Genomic DNA, 20,820 nt, shown 5'->3' with positions numbered 1-20,820 from the left:
CCCGTCCGTCCCTGCGCGCGTCAGCCGCGCGTCGCCAGCCGGGCCAAGAGGACCGTCTCGCTCGCGATCGCGCGGTGCAGCACGCCGAGGTGCTGCGACTCGTTCGGGCTGTGCGCCCGCGTGTCGGGGTCCTCGACACCGGTGACCAGGATCTGTGCGTCCGGGAACTCCGCGGCCAGGTCGGACACGAAGGGGATCGAGCCGCCGATGCCCTGTTCGACCGGCGCGGCGCCCCAGCCCTCGGTCATGGCCGTACGGGCCTCGCGCACGGCCCATCCGCTGGTGTCCACCAGGAAGCCGTCGCCAGCGTCCGGCTCGCTGATCTCGACGCGCGCACCGAACGGCGTGTGCGAGTGCACGTGGCGCTCGACGGCGGCGTACGCCTCGGTCGCGGGCTGGCCCGGCGCGACCCGCACCGACACCCGCGCGGACACCGAGGGCAGCAGCGTGTTCGAGGCGTTCGCGACGCTCGGCACGTCCATGCCCGTGACCGTGATCGCCGGCTGGAACCACATGCGCGACAGCACGTCGCCGGTTCCGACCGGCTTGACCCCGGGGACCAGGGCCGCGTCGGTGGCGAACTCGTCCTCGGAGCGTGCGGGGACGGGAGCGTCGTACGCGGTCAGACCGTCGACGGCGACCGAGCCCTGGTCGTCGTGCAGCGAGGACAGGAGCCGCACCATCGCGAGCATCGCGTCCGGGGCGGCGCCGCCGTACATGCCGCTGTGGCTGGCGTGCTCGAGCGTCGTCAGCGTGAGCTTGAACGTGACGTTGCCGCGCAGCGACACGGTGATCGCCGGGACCTCGGTCGACCAGTTGTCGCTGTCGGCGACCACGATCACGTCGGCGGCGAGGTGCTCCTTCTGCTCGCGGAGGAACGTGCGGAAGGAGCGGGAGCCGAACTCCTCCTCGCCCTCGACGAAGAGCACGATGCCGAGGTCGAGGTCGTCGCCGAACCGGGCGTGCAGCGCGCGGAGCGACGCGATGTGCGTCATCACCCCCGCCTTGTCGTCGGAGGCACCGCGGCCGTACAGGCGGTCCCCACGGAGCGTCGGCTCGAACGGCGGGGTCTCCCACAGGGCGTCGTCGCCCTGGGGCTGGACGTCGTGGTGGGCGTAGAGCATCACCGTCGGCTTGCCGTTCCGGGCCGGGCGCACCGCCAGGACCGCCGGTTGCCCCAGCTCGACGCCGTCGTGGTCGGTGCCGGTCGCGTCGGACGCGCCGTCCGGGGTGTCACCGTCGACGGCGCTCCGGACGATGCGGACCTCGTCGAACACGCCCGTGCCCCGCGCGAGCTCCGCGACGGCCTCGGCGTTGCGCCGGACGTGCGCCGGGTCGAACGCCGACCACGACACCGACGGGATCCGCACCAGCGCCGACAGGTCGGCGATCGTGGTGGGCAGGTCGCCCTGCACCTGTTCGCGGAGGGCGTCGAGGAGCGCGGGGTCGGTCGCGGGCGCGGACTGTTGGGTGTCGGTCATGCCCGGTAATCTAGAGGAGAACCAGCACCGGGGCGTTCCTCGGCGCACCGCTCACCGACAGCAGGAATCATCGTGGCCAAGGCAGCACCCAAGACCAACACGACAGTCAACCCCTCGGAAGAGGAACTGCTCGAACAGGGGCTGCCCGACCAGGGCAAGGGCCGTCCCACGCCGTCGCGTCGCGAGCGCGAAGCCGCCAACCGCCGCCCCCTCGTCGGCAACACGCCGGTCGACAAGAAGGCCGCCCGCGCACGGCTGAACTCCGAGCGCGAGAAGGCCCGCGTCGGCATGGCCAACGGCGAAGAGCGTTACCTGCCCGCCAAGGACCGGGGCGAGCAGCGCCGGTTCGTGCGTGACTACATCGACGCCCGGTGGAACGTGGGCGAGGTGATGATGCCCGTGCTGGTGGTCTTCCTGATCGTCGGCTTCGTCGCGTCACAGACCGCCGCCGCGTCCTACGCACTGCTGCTCGTGTGGGCGTTCGTCGCCCTCTTCCTGCTCGACTGCGTGGTGCTCTGGGCCATCCTGCGCAAGAAGCTCACGGCGAAGTTCGGCCAGTTCCAGAAGGGGACGTTCCTCTACATCCTGACGCGGGCGTGGCAGCTGCGGTTCCTCCGCCTGCCCAAGCCCCAGGTCAAGCGCGGTCAGTACCCCGCAGCCTGAGTCCAGCCCCTCGAAGCGCCGTCGGCCCTCGGTCGGCGGCGCTTCGTCGTGCGCGGGTGGCGGGCGGCGCCGCCGAGATGCCAGAATTCGCCACTCTCGACGCCGCACACCGACGGAACCCGACACCTCGGCGGACGTGAGCGGCAAGTCGTGACCCCCCGGCAGGCGCGTCCATGCCCCGCCACCCCACCGGACGGGAGGCGCAAGGCGGGTCCGCCCCGCGCCTCCCGTCCAGACGCCCCGTCGACTTGTCACAACGCGCCGCCCGCGCGCCGCCGAGATGCCAGAATTTGCGGCCCCCGGCGCCTCACACCGACGGATCGGGACACCTCGGCGGACGTGAGCGGCAAGTCGTGACCCCTCGGCAGGCGCGTCCATGCCCCGCCATCACAGCGGACGGGAGGCGCAAGGCGGGTCCGCCCCGCACCTCCCGTCCAGACGTCCTGTCGACTTGTCACAACGCGCCGCCCGCGCGCCGCCGAGATGCCAGAATTCGCGGTCCTCGACGCCGCACACCGACGGATCGGGACACCTCAGCGGACGTGAGCGGCAGGTCGTGACCCCTCGGCCCCGATCGTTCACGAGACCAGATCCTCGGCCCCGGTCGATCACGAGACGGCATCATCCGCATCGGTCCGTGCACGCCGCCGAAGTGGCACAACTCTCCGCGGGACAACCGTCGAAGTGCGGAAAGCGACCGGTCGCGCGCTTCGAGATGCCAGAATTACGGAACCTGGGGGGTGGCAGGCCGGCACCGGCACCGGCACCGGCACCGATCGCACACACCCGCCAGGACCCGCGGCCGGGGCCAGCGTCAGCGCGACTCGCGCGCCTCGCGCCGCAACCGCCGCCGACGCAGCCGGTTGATGCGGGTCGCCCAGGTCGGGCCCTCGTAGAGGAACGCGGTGTAGCCCTGCACGAGGGTGGCCCCCGCATCGAGCCGCGCCTGCACGTCGGCCTCGGAGGTGACTCCCCCGACGGCGATCACGCAGAAGTCCGCCGGCACCACGGCCCGCACCCGGCGCAGCACGTCGAGCGAGCGTTCGGCGATCGGCGCTCCGGAAAGCCCACCAGCCCCGATCTGTGCGACGGACTCAGCCGATGCCGACAGCCCGGTCCGCGCGATGGTCGTGTTGTTCGCGATGACGCCCGCGAGACCGAGGTCCACGGCGAGCCCTGCGATCGCGTCGATCTGCGCGTCACTCAGGTCAGGCGCGATCTTCACGAGCACGGGGGTCTTGCCCGCGGCGTCCCGCACGGCGGTCAGCAGCGGGCGGAGCTGGTCGAGTTCCTGCAGACCACGCAGCCCGGGCGTGTTCGGTGAACTCACGTTGACCGCGAGGTAGTCGGCGAACGGCGCGAGCAGCCGGGTCGACTCGAGGTAGTCCTCGACCGCGTCGGCCACGTCGACGACCCGGCTCTTGCCGATGTTGACGCCGATGACGGGCCGTCCCGGGTTCCGGCGAGCACGCTCGAGCCGCCGCGCGGCAGCGGCGGCTCCGCGGTTGTTGAAGCCCATGCGGTTGATGAGCGCCCGGTCGCCGACCAGCCGGAACAGGCGGGGCTTCTCGTTGCCCGGCTGGGGCTTCGCGGTGATCGTGCCGACCTCGACGTGGCCGAACCCGAGCAACCCGAGCCCGGCGATGCCGTGCGCGTCCTTGTCGAAGCCGGCAGCCAGCCCGAAGCGCGACGGGAAGTGGATGCCCATCGTGGTGATGCCGTCCGCCGCCGCGGGTCGGGAGTACCGCTCGACCGTGCTGGCGAGGAACGGCACGCGCGGCAACCAGCGGATGACCGCGAAGGCGATGTGGTGCGCGCGCTCGGGGTCCATGTTCGCGAACACGGACCGGAAGACGACGCGGTACCCGTTCCGGACGAGTCGCTCCCCGACGCCGCTCACGCGCCGGCCCCGGCGGCCGAGGCCGGCGCGTGACCGGTGGCACCACCGTGGTGGTCGACGCGCAGCTGACCGATCGCGGACTCGAAGTCCTCGAGCGAGTCGAACGCCTGGTAGACGCTGGCGTAGCGCAGGTACGCGACCTCGTCGAGTTCGCGCAGCGGGTCGAGGATGGCCAGGCCGATGTCGTTCGCCTCGATCTGACTGGCGCCCGACGACCGCACGATCTCCTCGACGCGCTGCGCCAGGACGGCCAGGTCCGAGTCGGTCACCGGACGCCCCTGGCACGCCTTGCGCACGCCGGAGATGATCTTCTCGCGCGAGAACGGCTCGAGCACCCCGTTGCGCTTGACGACGTTGAGCGAGGCGGTCTCGGTCGTCGAGAACCGTCGCCCGCAGTTCGGGCACTGGCGGCGGCGGCGGATCGACGTGCCGTCGTCGCTGGTGCGGGAGTCGACGACGCGGGAGTCCGGGTGGCGGCAGAAGGGGCAGAACATGTCTCCCCCAGGCTATCGGTTCACGCGCTCCGTCACGGCTGCCGCGTGCGCGGGCAGCTGCTCCTCGGTCGCGAGGGCGACGATGTGCGGCGCGACCTCGGCGAGGGCCGCACCGGTGTAGCGGACGACCTGCTGCGGGCGCAGGAACGTCGACGCGGACAGCCCCGACCCGAAGCGGGCCTGGCCACCGGTGGGCAGCACGTGGTTCGAGCCCGCCAGGTAGTCGCCCAGGCTGACCGGCGTGCTCGGGCCGACGAACACCGCACCGGCCGCGTCGATGTCGGCGAGCACGGCGTCGTCGTCGGCGGTCTGGATCTCGAGGTGCTCGGGTCCGTACGCGTTGCTCACGGTGGCCGCATCGGCGAGCGAGTCCACGAGCACGACGGCGGACTGCGGACCGTCGAGTGCGGTCTGGAGGCGCGTGGCCGTCCCCAGCACGGCCGTGCGCTGCGGGATGGCAGCCTCGACCGCGTCGGCGAACGCCGCGGACGTCGTCACGAGGACGCTGCCGGCCTGTTCGTCGTGCTCGGCCTGGCTGATGAGGTCGGCGGCCACGAACCCCGCGTCGGCGGTGTCGTCCGCGATCACGAGGATCTCGGTGGCACCGGCCTCGGAGTCGATGCCCACCACGCCGCGCACCAGGCGCTTCGCCGCGGCGACGTAGTTGTTGCCCGGGCCGGTGACCAGGTCGACGGGCTCGAGACCGATCGCCGACACGCCGTAGGCCAGTGCGCCGACCGCGCCGGCACCGCCCATCGCGTAGACCTCGTCGACGCCGAGCAGCCCGGCAGCCGCCAGGATCGTCGGGTGCACGGCGCCACCGTGGTCGCGCTGCGGCGGGGACACCAGGGCGATCGAGCGGACCCCGGCGACCTGGGCCGCGACGACGTTCATGACGACGCTGGACGGGTAGACGGCCTTGCCACCGGGCACGTACAGGCCGACGCGGCGCATCGGCTGCCAGCGCTGGTGCACCTCGGCGCCGTCGGCGAGTGTGGTCACCGACGCTGCGGGGACCTGCGCGGCACTGGCGGCGCGGACCCGGCGGATCGCCTCGTCGAGGGCCTCGCGCAGCGCGGGCGTCAGGCCCGCCACGGCCGCGGCGATCTCGGCGGCGGGGACCCGGACGTCGGCTGGTGCTCCCCCGTCGAACCGCTCGGCCTGGTCGCGCAACGCTTCCGCACCGCGGGACCTGACGTCGTCGACCAGGACCTGTGCGGCGTCCACGGCGGCCGCGATGTCGCCGACGGCACGCGGCATGAGACGGAGGAGTTCGGCGCGGGCGGGCAGGCCACCACGGAGGTCGATTCGCTGCATCATGAGACGACCAGCGTACCGGCGGCACCCTGCACGAGCGCGTCGACGACCGGCCGGTGGTGGTCGGCCTGGGCGCGGTCCCACGCCCCCAGCAGGTGCAGGGTGGCGATGCGGAAGGCCAGCGCCCGGACCAGCAGCTGCGACCACTCGGGGACACCCGTGCCGAGCGCGTCGAGGCGGTCGATCGACACCCCGTGCCAGCAGACGGCGTCGACCGCCGCGATCGCGGCGCCGAGTCCCGCCGGGCGCCAGTACGGTGCCCAGTCGAAGACGGCGGGTGGCTGCCCACGGGCGAAGAGCACGTTGCCGAGCAGGTCCCCGTGGATGAGCTGCGACGGTGACACGACGGGACGGAACGACCGCGCCAGACGGTCGAGCGTCGGGTCGGCCGGCAGCAGACCGTCCCACACCAGCCGGTCGGCCTCGGCCCACGGACCGCCGACGTCGTCGAGGAAGCCGGGACGGGGCAGTCCTACCAGTGCCCGGTGGAACGCGGCACCGGCGGCGATCACGTCGTCCACTCGTGTGGGGTCGGTCGCGCCCGGCAGCCACTCCCACGCCTCCCAGCCGTCGACGAGCCAGCCGCCGCCCGTCGCGGCGACCGGACGCGGCGTGCGGAACACGGCCGTGTGCTCGAGGCGGGCGAGCGTGTCGGACCGCCACCGGGCCTCCAGGGCGTCGCCGTGCGGACGGAACACGACCTGGCCCGCACGCCACGTCTGTCCCTGCCCGCCGGGCAGCCGTTCGAGCGGGACGCCCGCCACGCCGAACGCACGCAGCACCGCGTCCGAGGGGCGCGGTGCCGCGTGCTCGGTCATCCGGTGCTAGACCAGGCAGCGCGGGCCGAGCAGGCTCTTGAGCTCGCCGAACAGGTCGGGTGTCAGGTTGACCGGGAACGGCAGCTCGAAGGTGCGGGCGACGTCGTCCTTGAGCAGGCGGAGCCGCACCTCGGTGTCGCCGGTGTGGCGACCGAGGACGGCAGCCAACTCGGTGACCGTGGTGGTCGTCGCCTGCCGTTCCGGCAGCGTCAGCGTGAGCGGACCGGAGCCCATCACGTCGCCGAGGGCCGGCTGGAACATGCTCACCGCGTGCAGGGCCTTGCCGTCGTCGCGGACGTTGACCCGCCCGCGCAGCACCACGATCGAGTCGGCGACGAGCGACGGTCCGAACTCCTGGTAGGTCTTGCCCAGGAACATCACGCCGATCTCGCCGCCGAAGTCCTCGATCTGCACGATGCCGTACGGGTTGCCGCTGGTCTTGGCCACCCGGTGCTGCACGCTCGTCAGCAGCCCGGCCACCGTGACCGTCTCGCCCTCGACCGAGTCGTCGGCGCCGATCAGGTCGGCGATGGTGATCGACTGGTGCTTCGCGAGCTCGATCTCGAGCCCGGCGAGCGGGTGGTCGGACACGTACAGCCCGAGCATGTCCCGCTCGAACGCCAGCTTGTCGCGCTTGGACCACTCCGGCCGTTCCGGCACCTGGGACACGGCGGCCATGGCGGGTTGCTCTTCGGCGACCTCGGCGAACAACGAGTCGAAGTCGAACCCGACGTTGCCGTGGACCTCGTCGCGCTTGACCTTGACGGCTGCCTCGACCGCGCCCTCGTGGATCTCGACGAGGGCTCGGCGGCTGTCGCCGAACTCGTCGAACGCGCCGGCCTTGATGAGCGACTCCACCGTGCGCTTGTTCGCGGACGAGATCGGGATCTTGCGCAGGAAGTCGTGGAACGACTCGAACGCGCCCTTCTCGGTGCGGGCCTGGACGATGTCGTCGACGACGTTGAAGCCGACGTTGCGGATGGCGCCCATGCCGAAGCGGATGTCGTCGCCGACGGCGGCGAAGAACCCGATCGACTCGTTCACGTCCGGCGGCATGACCCGGATGCCCATGCGGCGGCACTCGTTGAGGTACAGCGCGAGCTTGTCGCGGGCGTCGCCGACACTGGTCAGCAGCGCGGCCATGTACTCGGCCGGGTAGTGCGCCTTGAGGTACGCGGTCCAGAACGACACCACGCCGTACGCCGCTGAGTGCGCCTTGTTGAACGCGTAGTCGGAGAACGGCAGCAGGATGTCCCAGAGGGTCTTGATGGCAGCGGCCGAGTAGCCGTTGTCCTGCATGCCCTTCTCGAAGCCCGCGTACTGCTTGTCCAGCTCGGACTTCTTCTTCTTGCCCATCGCGCGGCGGAGGATGTCCGCCTGGCCGAGGGAGAACCCCGCGACCTTCTGCGCGATGGCCATGACCTGCTCCTGGTAGATGATCAGGCCGTAGGTGGTGCCGATGATGTCCTTGAGCGGCTCTTCGAGCTCGGGGTGGATCGGCGTGATCGGCTGCTCGCCGTTCTTGCGGAGCGCGTAGTTGGTGTGGGAGTTCGCCCCCATCGGCCCCGGACGGTACAGGGCGATGAGCGCGGAGATGTCCTCGAAGTTGTCGGGCTTCATCAGGCGCAGCAGACCGCGCATCGGGCCGCCGTCGAGCTGGAACACGCCGAGGGTGTCGCCGCGCTGCAGGAGCGCGTACGCCTCGGGGTCCTCGAGGCCCATGGTCTCGAGGTCGAGGTCGGTCCCCCGGTTGCTCTTGATGTTGTCGAGGGCGTCACTGATGATCGTGAGGTTGCGGAGCCCCAGGAAGTCCATCTTGATCAGGCCGAGGGACTCGGACGCGGGGTAGTCGAACTGCGTGACGATCTGGCCGTCCTGCTCCCGCTTCATGATCGGGATGATGTCGATCAGCGGGTCGCTCGACATGATGACGCCGGCCGCGTGCACGCCCCACTGGCGCTTCAGCCCCTCGAGCCCGAGTGCCGTGTCGAACACCGTCTTGGCCTCGGGGTCGGTCTCGACCACGGTGCGGACGTCGACCGCTTCCTTGAAGCGGGGGTGCTCCTTGTCGAAGATCCCGGTGAGCGGGATGTCCTTGCCCATGACGGGCGGCGGCATCGCCTTGGTGAGCTTCTCGCCCATGCCGAAGGGGAAGCCCAGCACGCGCGACGAGTCCTTGAGCGCCTGCTTCGCCTTGATCGTGCCGTACGTCACGATCTGCGCCACGCGCTCCGAGCCGTACTTCTCGGTGACGTACTTGATCGCCTCGCCGCGGCGCCGGTCGTCGAAGTCGACGTCGAAGTCGGGCATCGAGACGCGGTCCGGGTTGAGGAACCGCTCGAAGATCAGGCCGTGCCGGATCGGGTCGAGGTCGGTGATGCGCATGGCGTACGCGACCATCGAGCCGGCACCGGAACCACGGCCCGGACCGACGCGGATGCCGTGGTCCTTCGACCAGTTGATGAAGTCCGCGACCACCAGGAAGTACCCCGGGAAGTTCATCTGGTTGATGATGCCGACCTCGTAGTCGGCGCGCGCCTGGACCTCGTCCGAGATCCCGCCGGGGTACCGGTACTGCAGGCCCTTCGCCACCTCTTTCTCGAACCACGAGTGCTCGGTCTCGCCCTCGGGGACCGGGAACTTCGGCATGTAGTTGGCGGAGGTGTCGAACTCGACGTCGCACCGCTCGGCGATGAGCAGCGTGTTGTCGCAGGCCTCGATGTTGTCGCGGAACAGGTGCCGCATCTGCTGCGGGGTCTTGAGGTAGAACTCGTCGGCGTCGAACTTGAAGCGGTTCGGGTCGTTGAGCGTCGAGCCAGACTGCACGCAGAGCAGCGCCGCGTGCGACTTAGCGTCGTGCGAGTGCGTGTAGTGCAGGTCGTTCGTGCCGACCAGCGGCAGGCCCAGGTCCTTCGCCAGACGGATCAGGTCGCCCATGATCCGTCGCTCGATCTCGAGACCGTGGTCCATGATCTCGGCGAAGTAGTTCTCCTTGCCGAAGATGTCGCGGAAGTCGGCCGCGGCCTTGATCGCCTCGTCGTACTGCCCGAGGCGCAGGCGCGTCTGGACCTCGCCCGACGGGCAGCCCGTCGTCGCGATGATGCCCTCGTGGTGCTCGCTGAGGAGCTCGCGGTCCATGCGCGGCTTGAAGTAGTAGCCCTCGAGCGAGGCCTTCGACGACAGCCGGAACAGGTTGTGCATGCCCGTGGTGTTCTCGGCGAACATCGTCATGTGTGTGTACGAGCCCGCACCGGAGACGTCGTCACCGCCGCCGTCGCCCCAGCGCACGCGGGTCTTGTCGGACCGGTGCGTCCCAGGGGTGATGTAGGCCTCGGTCCCGATGATCGGCTTGACGCCCCCGGCCTTGGCGGCCTTCCAGAACTCGAACGCACCGAACATGTTGCCGTGGTCGGTCACCGCCACGGCAGGCATGCCCTGCGCTGCGGTCTCCGCGACCAGGTCGTTCAGTCGCGCTGCGCCGTCGAGCATCGAGTACTCGCTGTGCACGTGCAGGTGGACGAAGGAGTCGGAACTCGCCACGGGGCCTCCGGTCGAACGAACTGCGTGTGGGACGCAGACAGCCTAACCGCGGCCGACGACACCCATGGGCGTGTCGAGGGAACCGCCCGCGTGTCAGACCGACGCGCTCCGGATGCGCTCGAGCGCCAGCCGCAGGTCCTCCGGGTACGACGCCTGGAACTCCACCCAGTCGCCGGTGCGCGGGTGCGCGAACCCGAGCCGGACCGCGTCGAGCCACTGCCGCGTCAGCCCGAGCTCGGCGGCCAGCACGGGGTCGGCCCCGTACGTCGTGTCCCCGACGAGCGGGTGCCGAGTCGCCGCCATGTGCACGCGGATCTGGTGCGTCCGACCGGTCTCCAGGTGCACCTCGAGCAGCGTCGCCGACCGGAAGGCCTCGAGCGTGGCGTAGTGCGTGACGCTCGGCTTGCCGTCCGAGGTGACCGCGAACTTCCAGTCGCTCGACGGATGCCGCCCGATGGGTGCGTCGATCGTGCCCGTGGTCGGGTCCGGGTGCCCCTGCGCGAGCGCGTGGTACACCTTGTCGACGGTGCGCTCCTTGAACGCCCGCTTCAGGCTCGTGTAGGCCAGCTCGGACTTCGCGACGACCATCAGCCCCGAGGTGCCGACGTCGAGCCGGTGCACGATCCCCGCGCGTTCGGCGGCTCCGGAGGTCGCGATCGTGAACCCCGCGGCCGCGAGGCCGCCGGGCACGGTCGGACCGTCCCACCCGGGCGACGGGTGCGCGGCGACCCCCACGGGCTTGTCGACCACGACGATGTCGTCGTCGTCGTGCACGATGGTCATCCCGGGGACGACGGCCGGCACGATGCGCGGGGCTTCCTTCGGGGTCCACTCGACCTCGAGCCACGAGTCGGCCTGCAGCCGATCGGACTTGTCGACGACCACGCCGTCGACGCGGACACCACCGGCCGTCACGACCTCGGCGGCGAAGGAGCGGCTGAAGCCGAGGAGCTTCGCGATGGCCGCGTCGACGCGCTCACCGGCGAGCCCGTCCGGGACGGGGAGCTGACGCTGCTCGCTCACGTCGCGTCGTGGCCGAGCTGGTCGGGCCGGGAGGACCGGTTCGGCTCCGCCGCGTCGGTGGACGCGACCGGCGGGGTCACTGCAGCGTCCGTCGCGGACCCGGCCGGGGCCTCCTGGCCGTCCGTACCTGCGCGTTTCGTCGAGACCGTCCTGGTGCCGTCGAGGTTGACCCCGAGGACGACCAGGAGGACGAAGACCACCATGCTGATGCAGATGAAGGAGTCGGCGACGTTGTAGATCGCCGGCATCATCCACGGTGTCGAGATGAAGTCGACGACGTGTCCGCGGCCGAAGCCGGGTTCACGGAACAGCCGGTCGAGCAGGTTGCCGAGCGCTCCCCCGAGCAGCATGCCGAGCACGATCGCCCACCACATGGACCGGATGCGCCGCGCGAAGACGATGATCGCCACGACGACCGCGGCCGACACGATCGAGAACACCCACGTCATGTTCACCGCGAACGAGAACGCGGCGCCGGGGTTCCGCACGTAGAGGAACTGCAGCGCGCCGCCGAGGACCGGGACGACCTGTCCGTACGGCAGGTTCGCGACGACCATGGCCTTCGCGACCTGGTCGATCGCCACCACGACGACAGCGGCGAAGGCCAGTGCCGCGATCGCGCGGACACTGACCTTCGCTCGTTGGTCTTGCTGCTGGGACAACGTCAGTTGCCGAAGCCCTGCGCCGATGCCGGCGCGGGGGTGAGGCCCGACTGCTCGGTGCCCGACGATGCGTCGAGCTCGCTCAGCTGGCCCTGGATGTAGCTCTTGAGCTGCGCACGGTAGTCGCGCTCGAAGGTGCGGAGCTCGTCGATCTTGCCCTCGAGCTGGCGCTGCTCGCCCTCGAGCACCTGCACGCGCTGGCGGTTGGTGTTCTCGGTGTCGGCGATGATCTGGCGCTGCTTCGCCTCGGCCTCGGAGACCAGTCGAGCGGCCTGGGCCTGACCCTCGGCGATGAGCGCGTCGCGCTTCTCGACGCCTTCGCGGACGTGCTCCTCGTGGAGACGGCGCGCGAGCGTCAGGAGGTTCGTGGTGCCCTCGGTGTCGTCGTCCGGGTTGACCGTGGTGGTCGGCGCGGCGGCGGCGACCGGCGCGGGCTCCGGAGCGGCGGCGACGGGGGCCGGCTCGGGCTCGGGGGTCGGAGCGGGGGCAGGAGCCTCTTCGGCGGCAGCGGCCGGCTTGGGCGCCGACTCGGCGGCCTGCAGGCGCTGCCGGAGCTCCTCGTTCTCTGCGGTCAGACGGCGCAGCTCCACGACGACCTCGTCCAGGAAGTCATCGACCTCGTCCTGGTCGTAGCCCTCGCGGAACTTGGTCGGCTGGAACCGCTTGTTGACTACGTCTTCCGGCGTCAAAGCCATTGCCGTCACCTCAATAGAACTGCTGAACGTGTGGAACCGAAACGGTGCGCCCGAATGTACCAGGCGCGAACTCACGGTGCGGATGCCCACATGCGCGGGCATCGATCCCGACCACCGTACACCGACGCTGGACCGGAACCGTGATCACCGACTGGGCGTGGCGCGTGTCGCGGCCAGTCGATGCGTGGGGCTGGTGGTCAGACCGTGACCGAGATGACCCGGACGATGCTCATCAGGATGATCGTGACGAGCATCACGATGGACCACCCGAAGTCGAGGGCCACCGCGCCCATGCGCAGCGGCGGGAGCACACGACGGACGGTGCGGATCGGCGGGTCGGTGGTCGTGTAGACCACCTCTGCGACGACGAGCATGCCGCCGCGGGGGCGCCACGAGCGGTTGAAGGACTGCACCATGTCCAGTGCGAACCGCCCCCAGAGCACGAAGAAGTACAGCAGGAGCAGGAAGTACAGGAGCGTGAAGATCACGGACACGGTTCGGCTCGCTCGTCTCGGGTGCACGGCACTGCTGGAGCGCCGGACACAGGGCGGGTGGGCCTGGGCGGCGCCTCGGGGTCAGGGAGACCCCGGGACGCGACGACTCAGGACTGGGCGAAGAAGGACGCCTCGATGTCGGACTCTACCTCGGGCGCCTCACCGCTCACTGCGACGTGGGCCGGGGAGAGCAGGAAGACCTTGTTCGTGACGCGCTCGATCTTCCCGTACAGCCCGAGCGACAGGCCGCTCGCGAAGTCGATCATGCGCCGCGCGTCCGACTCGGTCATCTGCGAGAGGTTGATGATGACGGGGATCCCGTCGCGGAAGCTCTCGGCGATGGACTGGGCGTCCTTGTACTCGCGCGGGTGGACGGTGAGGATCTCGTTCATTTCCTGGACCGGGGTCGCCTTCTGTGCGGTCGTGTGCGAGCGGCGGAGCGGGGTGACCTGTGCGCCGCGCTGGTGCTGGGTGTGCGGGGCCTTCGTCTCGACGGGGGCCGCGGCGGGGGCTGCCGCGGGCGCTGCCGCCGGTGCCTCGTGCTGCGATGCCGCGGGTGCGGGGGTCTGCGGCTGCGCGCGCTGCTGGTGCTGCGTCGGCTGCTGCTCGTCCTCGTACTCGAGTTCCTCGTCGGCGAGGCCGAGGTAGACCATCGTCTTCTTCAACGGACCGGCCATGGTTCCCTCCAGGGGTGTGCGTGCTCGTGGATGCCCTGCCATGAGGCTAGGGCGCGCTCGGCCGCTTTCCCGTGATTGCCGTTCCGATCCGCAGGTGTGTCGCGCCCTCGGCGATGGCTTCGGCGTGGTCGTTGCTCATCCCGGCCGAGATGTCGGTCGCACCGGGTGCGATCCGCCGCACGCGCTCGGAGATGCCGCGCAGCCGGGCGAAGGCCCGGCGTGGGTCCTCGTCGAGCGGTGCGACGGCCATGACGCCGCGCAGTGCGATCGTGCCGGTGCGCAGGACGCGCTCGACCATCGCCTCGACGTCGTCCGGCTGCACGCCACCCCGGTCGGGGTCGTCGGTCAGGTTCACCTGGACGAAGCCGTCGATCACGGGTGGGTCCGGTTCGGACTCGGTCGGGGCGAAGGCGTCGACCACGGAGTCGCGGTCGAGTGACTGCACGACGTGGGCGTACCGGCGGACCTGTCGGGCCTTCTTCGACTGCAGCTGGCCGACGAAGTGCCACGTCAGCCCGAGGTCCGCGAGCTCGGTTGCCTTGGCCTGGGCCTCCTGGTGGCGGTTCTCCCCCACGTCGGTGACGCCGAGGGCCGCGAGCTCGCGGACGAGCGACGCCGGGTGGTACTTCGTCACCACGATCAGCGTCAGCTCGTCGGACGCACGACCGGCTGCCCTGGCCGCGTCGGCGATGCCGTCGCGGACCGAGGACAGCCGGTCCTGGAGGCTCGGGGAGCCGTCCGTCACGCCGGGGTCACTTCAGGAAGTCGGGGACGTCGAGCTCGTCGTCGTCGCCGTCGAAGGCCGGGTCCGCGGCGCGCTGCGTCGGCGGCTCGTGGTCGGAGGACGCCCACGAGCGGGTCGAGGTCGTCGAGTCCTCGATCGCGGTCGAGCCGCCACCGGCCACCGGAGCGGTCGCGTTGGACTCCGCGTCGACCCAGCTGGCGCGACGCTCCTTGACCTGGGACGACGGCTCGCCGCCGTCGAAGCCGGCCGCGATGACCGTGACGCGCACCTCGTCGCCGAGCGTGTCGTCGATGACCGCACCGAAGATGATGTTCGCCTCGGGGTGGACGGCCTCCTGCACCAGGCGGGCCGCGTCGTTGATCTCGAAGATGCCGAGGTTCGAACCACCCTGGATGGAGAGGAGCACACCGTGCGCGCCGTCGATCGACGCCTCGAGCAGCGGCGACGCGACGGCGAGCTCCGCGGCCTTGATGGCCCGGTCGGCCCCGCGCGAAGACCCGATGCCCATGAGCGCGGAACCCGCACCCTGCATGACGCTCTTGACGTCGGCGAAGTCGAGGTTGATCAGACCCGGGGTCGTGATCAGGTCGGTGATGCCCTGGACGCCGGCCAGCAGGACCTGGTCGGCGGTCGCGAAGGCCTCGACCATCGAGATGCCGCGGTCGGAGATCTCGAGCAGGCGGTCGTTCGGCACGACGATGAGCGTGTCGACCTCGTCCTTGAGCCCGGCGACGCCGTTCTCGGCCTGGGACTGACGACGCTTGCCCTCGAAGCTGAACGGCTTCGTGACCACACCGATGGTGAGCGCGCCGATGGACTTCGCGATGCGGGCCACGACGGGAGCACCACCCGTGCCGGTCCCACCGCCTTCACCGGCCGTGACGAAGACCATGTCGGCACCGGCGAGGGCTTCTTCGATCTCCTCGGCGTGGTCCTCGGCGGCACGACGGCCGACCTCGGGGTCAGCGCCGGCGCCGAGGCCGCGGGTGATCTCGCGGCCCACGTCGAGCTTGACGTCGGCGTCACTGAGCAGGAGTGCCTGGGCGTCGGTGTTGATCGCGATGAACTCGACCCCTCGGAGGCCCAGCTCGATCATGCGGTTGACGGCGTTGACGCCGCCGCCGCCGACACCGACGACCTTGATCACGGCGAGGTAGTTGTGGTTCGTGGTCACGTCAGTCCGGCCTCCGGTTGAACCCTCAACCTCCACTTGAAGTTGGGGGTTTTTGCTGCTAGGTGTGGTGCTTGCGACGACGCTACGGGGGCGCTCCCCGCGGTGTCGTCCCGCCACGCCGCGTGTCGGCGATGTGGTCCCGCAATTCTCGCTGCTCCCCGCGGCCGGCACGACCCGGGCCGTCCGAACGGGTCAGGACTGTGCGCGGATGATGCCGTTGTCCGGCGCCGAGACGTCGTACTCGACGGCCGTCCCCGGGTCGCGCGTCGCGTGGTCCTTGACGAGGGCGTCGAGGAGCGCCGCCTTGGCGTCCGAGTCGTCCGGGCTCCCCCAGACGACGCGCGACCCGTCCTTCATGGTCAGCGTCACGTCGTCCGCGGTCGACGCCGCGACACCCGACACCTGCGAGCGCACAGCCGAGGGCAGCGCCAGGACGACCTCGGTCATGGTGCGGAACACGCTCGAGCCGAGCTGTGTGCGGCCGATGTCCGCGACGGGCATCGTCTCCGGCTGCGTCGGCGAGGACTGGACGACGATGCCGGCGGGGTCGACCAGCTGGAACGCGTCGCCGGACTTCACGGCGACCACGGGCGTGCGCTCGGTCACCGTGACGACCAGGGTGTGCGGCGGTTCCTCTTCGGTGACGTAGCTCTCGATGAGCGGGAAGCCCGCGATGTCCTTCTTGATCGCGTCGAAGTCGAGCCGTGCGAGCGGGGTGCCCATCTGGTCCGAGAGCGCCTGACGCAGCTGCGTGTCGTCCACACGGCTGGTGCCCTTGATCTCGATCGTGCGGAGCGCCATCAGCGGGGAGAACACCGCGACCAGGATCGACACGCCGAGCACCAGCACCACGCTCGCCGCGGTGATGCCGACGGCGCGCCGGTGCCGGGAGCGCCTCGTGAACCGCCGCACCTCGGTGCGCTCGAGCAGGCGGCGACGCTTGCGGGCCGCGCGCGCCTCGCGCGCGGTCTCGGCGGCGCGGACCTTCGAGCCGATCGGCGCGTCGGGTGCGTCCGTGTCCGGATGCGGCGGACTGGAGGGCCGGTGCAGGTCGATCACGTCGGTCACGCCGGCGAGCTGGTCGCCCTCGCCCGCCGTCGCACCCCCGCGCGGACGTCGCGCCCCGTCCTGCGCGGGCGCGACGTCCGCGACGGGGTGCGACGCCCGCAGGGCGGAGGTGGTGGGGACGTCCGGTGCGACCGTCTCGTCGGCCGCAGCCGGCGCGTCGGTGTCGGGCCGGGCCTCCCGGGTGTCGGCCGCGCCGCGACGGACCGACAGCCGCGGCATGCGCGGGACCCGTCGCTCGCGCGGTGCGTGCTCCGCCTCGGCGGGAGCAGCCGGCGCGGCCGGACGCTCGTCGAAGCCCTCGGGACGCTTCACCGGGCGGGTGCTCCGTCGACCCGGAGCGCGCTGTCGTCCTGGAGTGCGCCGAGCACCTGCGGGATGATCCGGTACACGTCACCGCAGCTGAGGGTCATGATGATGTCGCCGTCCCGCGCGACCTCGGCCGCGCGGGCCGAGGCGTCGGCCCAGTCGGGCAGGTACTCGACGCGGGACTGGTCGACGAAGCGCTCCTGCACCAGGGCGCCGGTCACGCCCGGGACCGGGTCCTCACGGGCACCGTAGACGTCGAGGACGACGGTGTGGTCGGCGAGGTCCTCGTAGACCTTCGCGAAGTCGCCCGCCATCAGCTGCGTGCGCGAGTACAGGTGCGGCTGGTGGATCGCGATGATCCGACCGTCGCCGACGACGTTGCGCGCGGCCCGGAGTGCCGCCGCGACCTCGGTGGGGTGGTGCGCGTAGTCGTCGTACACCGACACGCCGCGCTCGACACCGTGCAGCTCGAACCGACGCTCGGTGCCGCCGAAGGCCTCGAGCCCGCGCACCGCGTCCTCGGGCGCGACGCCCAGCCCGACCAGCACGGCGAACGCGCCGACGGCGTTGACCGCGTTGTGCCGTCCGGGCACGCGCAGGGTCAGGTGGTGCGAGCGGCCGTCGGCACGGAAGTCGACCTCGACGCCGGCGGACTCGACGATGCGCTCGATCCGGACGTCGGCGTCGACGGCTTCGCCGAAGGTCGTGACCTGCGGCGCGTCCGGGCGGGCTCGCACGCCCTCGGTGACGCGCTTCGCGCCCGCGTCGTCACTCGAGACGACGACCCGCTCGCCGGCCTTCGCGGCGAACTCGACGAAGGCGTCGATGAAGGCGGCTTCCGTGCCGTAGTGGTCGAGGTGGTCGGCGTCCACGTTCGTGATGAGCGCGACGGCGACGTCGTAGAGCAGGAAGGAGCCGTCGGACTCGTCGGCCTCGACGACGAACAGGTCGCTCGAACCGGGGGCCGAGCTCGTGCCGAGCGACTGGATCACCCCGCCGTTGACGAAGCTCGGGTCGAGCCCGAGCTCGACCATCGCGGTCACGATCATGCCCGTCGAGGTGGTCTTGCCGTGGGCGCCGGCGACCGCGACCAGGCGGTGCTGGGCGATGAGCGCGGCGAGGGCCTGCGACCGGTGCAGCACGGGCAGACCGCGGCGCCGGGCCTCGAGCAGTTCGGGGTTGTCAGGCCAGAGCGCACTCGTGACGACGATCGTGTCCGCGGCACCGACGTTCGCGGCGTCGTGGCCGATGTGGACCTCGGCGCCGAGTTCGCGCATGCGGCCGGTGGTGGCGGTCTCGCGGGAGTCGCTGCCCGTGACGGTGTGGCCGGCCGCCAGGAACAGCCGCGCGATGCCGCTCATGCCGGAGCCGCCGATGCCGACGAAGTGGACCGTGCCGAGGTCGTCCGGGATCGGCTGGGTCAGGTCCGGCTTGATGGTCATGGTTGCTCCTCCGTGGTGCTGCCGGCGCGCTCGCTGCTGACGGACCGGGCTGCGTCGAGGGCGAGGTCGGTCATGCGGTCGGCACCGTCTCGGTGGCCGACGCTGCCTGCCCGGACCGCCATGTCCGCGATGCGGGCACGGTCCTGCAGGATGTCCAGCAGGTGGAACGTCACCCAGTCCTGGTCGAATTCCTCGTCGGCCACGAGCACCGCGCCGCCCGCCTCGACGACGTCGCGGGCGTTGTGCCGCTGCTCGCCGTTGCCGACAGGGTACGGCACGAGCACGCTGGGCAAGCCGACCGCGGTGAGCTCGCACACCATCCCCGCGCCGGAGCGCGAGACCACGAAGTCCGACGCCGCGTACGCCAGGTCCATCCGGTCGCAGTACGGCAGCACCGTGTAGCCGTCCAGGTCGCTCGGACCGATGTCGGAGTTGCCACCGACGACGTGCAGCACCTGCCATCCGGCACCGACGATGCTGGCGGCGGAGCGGTTCACGGTGCGGTTGATGCTGCGCGCGCCCGAGGACCCGCCGGTGACGAGCAGCACCGGCCGCGCGGGGTCGAGGCCGAACTCGGCGAGTCCCGCGGCACGGCTCGCCCGTCGGTCGAGGGACTCGACCTCGCGGCGCAGCGGCATGCCGACGACACGGGCGTGTCGCAGTCGCGTGTTCGCGAACGTGACCCCGACGTGCCGCGTCAGGAACGCCGCCAGTCGGTTCGCCAGGCCCGGCTTGGCGTTCTGTTCGTGCACGACGATCGGCGTGCCGGTCCGCTTCGCCGCGATGTAGGCCGGCGCGGAGGCGTAGCCCCCGACACCGAGCACGACGTCGACGCCGCGGTCGCGGATGATCGCCTCGGTCTGCCGGACGGCCCGCCAGAACGCCCCGGGGAACCGCAGCGCCGCGGCGTTCGGCTTGCGCGGGAACGGCAGGCGCGGGATCGTCAGGAGCTCGTACCCACGCATCGGGACGAGGCGGGACTCGAGTCCCTCGGCCGTCCCGAGCACGATCACCCGGTCGTCCGGTGACCGCTCGGTCAGCCGGTCGGCGACGGCGAGCAGGGGGTTGACGTGCCCGGCGGTGCCCCCGCCGGCGAAGAGGTACGTGCTCATCGGCGTCGACCGTCCACGAGCGGGACGCCGCGCGCAGCGTCGGGCAGTCGCGCCGCACCGCGGGCAGCGAGGTCGTGCCGACTCGGCAGGTCACGGGCGAAGGAGAGCACGACGCCGATCGCCACGAGGGTCATGATGAGCGCCGACCCACCGGCCGAGATGAGCGGGAGCGGGACGCCGAGCACGGGGAGCAGCCCGAGGACCACCCCGATGTTGACGAGCGCCTGGCCGATGATCCACGCGAGCACCCCGCCGGTGACGGTGCGCACGAAGGCGTCGTCGGAGAGCCGGATGATGCGGACCATGCTGACGGCGAGCACGACGAACAGCGCCAGGACGACGACGGCACCGATCAGGCCGAGCTCTTCGCCGATGATCGCGAAGATGTAGTCGTTGTCCGCCTCGGGCAGCCACGACCACTTCGCCTTGGAGTTGCCGAGGCCGACGCCGAACACGCCGCCGGACGCCAGCGCCCACATGCCGTGGACGGGCTGCCAGCAGAGGTCCTGGTACTGGCTGGTGTCGGTGCAGCCCGACAACCACGCGCTGATGCGGGACGACCGGGAGCTCGACGCCATCGTGATGAACGGCAGCAGGACCAGGATCGCGCCGACGCCGAGACCGATGTGCCGCAGCCGGACCCCGCCGACGAACATCGCGCCGAAGACCAGGATCATCATGACCATCGCGGTCCCCTGGTCACCGCCGAACAGCACGAGGCCGATCGAGCCGGCCGTCACGAGGCCGATGGGCGGCAGGATCTGCTTCCACTGGTCGAGCTTGAAGCGCTTCTGGTAGACGATCGTGCCGATGCCGAGCACGAGGGCGAGCTTGAGGATCTCGGACGGCTGGGCGGTGAAGGTGCCGAGCTTGATCCAGTTCCGGTTGCCCTGGATCGAGTAGCCGAGCGGCGTCAGCACGACCGCCGCCTGCACGACGAGACCGAGCACGATGACCCAGCGCGAGTACTTCCGCCACACGCCGGTCGGGATCCGGCTCGCCACGAGCATGAGCGGCACGCCGATGATCGCGTACAGACCCTGGCGGGTGAAGGCGCCGAAGAAGTCGTGCGTCTTGGCGTACTGCTCGACGCTCGAGGACGACAGCACCATCACGACGCCGAAGACGACCAGGAACAGCGTGACGCCGAGGATCGAGTAGAAGGTGCTGGACTCCGCGACGAAGACGTTCTTCACCGCGACGACCGCA

General features: G+C 71.0%; 18 protein-coding genes. 1 reads left to right on the top strand and 17 read right to left on the bottom strand.

Annotated features, from left to right (window positions below; translation table 11 throughout):
- Positions 1-20 precede the first annotated feature (20 nt).
- A complete protein-coding gene (locus DEJ13_RS06950; RefSeq protein ID WP_111106775.1) occupies positions 21-1,481 on the bottom strand; it encodes a dipeptidase in 1,461 nt (486 codons plus the stop codon).
- Between the two features lie 72 nt (positions 1,482-1,553).
- Between DEJ13_RS06950 and DEJ13_RS06945 the strand changes: the two genes are divergently transcribed.
- Positions 1,554-2,144 carry a DUF3043 domain-containing protein gene (locus DEJ13_RS06945; protein WP_082518149.1) on the top strand — a complete coding sequence of 197 codons (591 nt, stop codon included), beginning with the start codon at positions 1,554-1,556 and terminating at the stop codon, positions 2,142-2,144.
- A gap of 814 nt (positions 2,145-2,958) precedes the next feature.
- Here DEJ13_RS06945 and DEJ13_RS06940 read toward each other — a convergent pair.
- The 16 genes from DEJ13_RS06940 to ftsW all read right to left on the bottom strand — a co-directional run bounded on the left by DEJ13_RS06940 (position 2,959) and on the right by ftsW (position 20,807).
- Positions 2,959-4,044 (bottom strand): quinone-dependent dihydroorotate dehydrogenase, encoded by a 1,086-nt coding sequence (locus DEJ13_RS06940; RefSeq protein WP_111106774.1) that lies wholly within the window; start codon positions 4,042-4,044, stop codon positions 2,959-2,961.
- Positions 4,041-4,538 (bottom strand): transcriptional regulator NrdR, encoded by a 498-nt coding sequence (nrdR, locus tag DEJ13_RS06935; protein ID WP_111106773.1) that lies wholly within the window; start codon positions 4,536-4,538, stop codon positions 4,041-4,043. Before nrdR ends, DEJ13_RS06940 begins: the two co-directional genes overlap by 4 nt.
- A 12-nt stretch (positions 4,539-4,550) precedes the next feature.
- Positions 4,551-5,858, bottom strand: a complete 1,308-nt coding sequence (hisD, locus tag DEJ13_RS06930; protein ID WP_111106772.1) for a histidinol dehydrogenase — start codon at positions 5,856-5,858, stop codon at positions 4,551-4,553.
- Positions 5,855-6,673, bottom strand: a complete 819-nt coding sequence (locus DEJ13_RS06925; RefSeq protein WP_111106771.1) for a hypothetical protein — start codon at positions 6,671-6,673, stop codon at positions 5,855-5,857. The genes hisD and DEJ13_RS06925 overlap by 4 nt, the downstream gene beginning before the upstream one ends.
- A gap of 6 nt (positions 6,674-6,679) precedes the next feature.
- Entirely contained in the window at positions 6,680-10,162 is a 3,483-nt protein-coding gene (gene dnaE / locus DEJ13_RS06920; RefSeq protein WP_056125844.1) for a DNA polymerase III subunit alpha, read from the bottom strand.
- Positions 10,163-10,306: 144 nt separating this feature from the next.
- Positions 10,307-11,236: an RluA family pseudouridine synthase gene (locus tag DEJ13_RS06915; RefSeq protein ID WP_056125439.1), complete on the bottom strand. Its 930-nt coding sequence runs from the start codon at positions 11,234-11,236 to the stop codon at positions 10,307-10,309.
- On the bottom strand, positions 11,233-11,898 hold the full coding sequence (gene lspA / locus DEJ13_RS06910; protein WP_258374079.1) for a signal peptidase II: 666 nt from the start codon (positions 11,896-11,898) through the stop codon (positions 11,233-11,235). Before lspA ends, DEJ13_RS06915 begins: the two co-directional genes overlap by 4 nt.
- Positions 11,899-11,900: 2 nt before the next feature.
- Positions 11,901-12,593, bottom strand: coding sequence for a DivIVA domain-containing protein (locus DEJ13_RS06905; RefSeq protein WP_056125441.1), 693 nt, complete (start codon positions 12,591-12,593; stop codon positions 11,901-11,903).
- A gap of 197 nt (positions 12,594-12,790) precedes the next feature.
- A complete protein-coding gene (locus DEJ13_RS06900) occupies positions 12,791-13,087 on the bottom strand; it encodes a YggT family protein (protein ID WP_056125443.1) in 297 nt (98 codons plus the stop codon).
- Between the two features lie 107 nt (positions 13,088-13,194).
- On the bottom strand, positions 13,195-13,764 hold the full coding sequence (locus tag DEJ13_RS06895; protein ID WP_111106769.1) for a cell division protein SepF: 570 nt from the start codon (positions 13,762-13,764) through the stop codon (positions 13,195-13,197).
- A 46-nt stretch (positions 13,765-13,810) separates the two neighbouring features.
- A complete protein-coding gene (locus DEJ13_RS06890) occupies positions 13,811-14,509 on the bottom strand; it encodes a YggS family pyridoxal phosphate-dependent enzyme (RefSeq protein WP_111106768.1) in 699 nt (232 codons plus the stop codon).
- A gap of 7 nt (positions 14,510-14,516) precedes the next feature.
- Positions 14,517-15,683, bottom strand: coding sequence for a cell division protein FtsZ (ftsZ, locus tag DEJ13_RS06885; protein ID WP_111106767.1), 1,167 nt, complete (start codon positions 15,681-15,683; stop codon positions 14,517-14,519).
- Positions 15,684-15,875: 192 nt separating this feature from the next.
- Positions 15,876-17,063 carry a cell division protein FtsQ/DivIB gene (locus DEJ13_RS06880; RefSeq protein ID WP_111106766.1) on the bottom strand — a complete coding sequence of 396 codons (1,188 nt, stop codon included), beginning with the start codon at positions 17,061-17,063 and terminating at the stop codon, positions 15,876-15,878.
- Entirely contained in the window at positions 17,060-18,499 is a 1,440-nt protein-coding gene (murC, locus tag DEJ13_RS06875; RefSeq protein WP_111106765.1) for a UDP-N-acetylmuramate--L-alanine ligase, read from the bottom strand. Before murC ends, DEJ13_RS06880 begins: the two co-directional genes overlap by 4 nt.
- Positions 18,496-19,611 (bottom strand): UDP-N-acetylglucosamine--N-acetylmuramyl-(pentapeptide) pyrophosphoryl-undecaprenol N-acetylglucosamine transferase, encoded by a 1,116-nt coding sequence (locus tag DEJ13_RS06870; RefSeq protein ID WP_111106764.1) that lies wholly within the window; start codon positions 19,609-19,611, stop codon positions 18,496-18,498. The genes murC and DEJ13_RS06870 overlap by 4 nt, the downstream gene beginning before the upstream one ends.
- Positions 19,608-20,807: a putative lipid II flippase FtsW gene (ftsW, locus tag DEJ13_RS06865; protein WP_258374078.1), complete on the bottom strand. Its 1,200-nt coding sequence runs from the start codon at positions 20,805-20,807 to the stop codon at positions 19,608-19,610. The genes DEJ13_RS06870 and ftsW overlap by 4 nt, the downstream gene beginning before the upstream one ends.
- Positions 20,808-20,820 lie beyond the last annotated feature (13 nt).

It is taken from the genome of Curtobacterium sp. MCLR17_007, from assembly GCF_003234655.2.
Classification (GTDB): domain Bacteria; phylum Actinomycetota; class Actinomycetes; order Actinomycetales; family Microbacteriaceae; genus Curtobacterium.
Note: the sequence above shows the minus strand (reverse complement) of the source record. Positions and strands in the feature narration are given on the sequence as shown.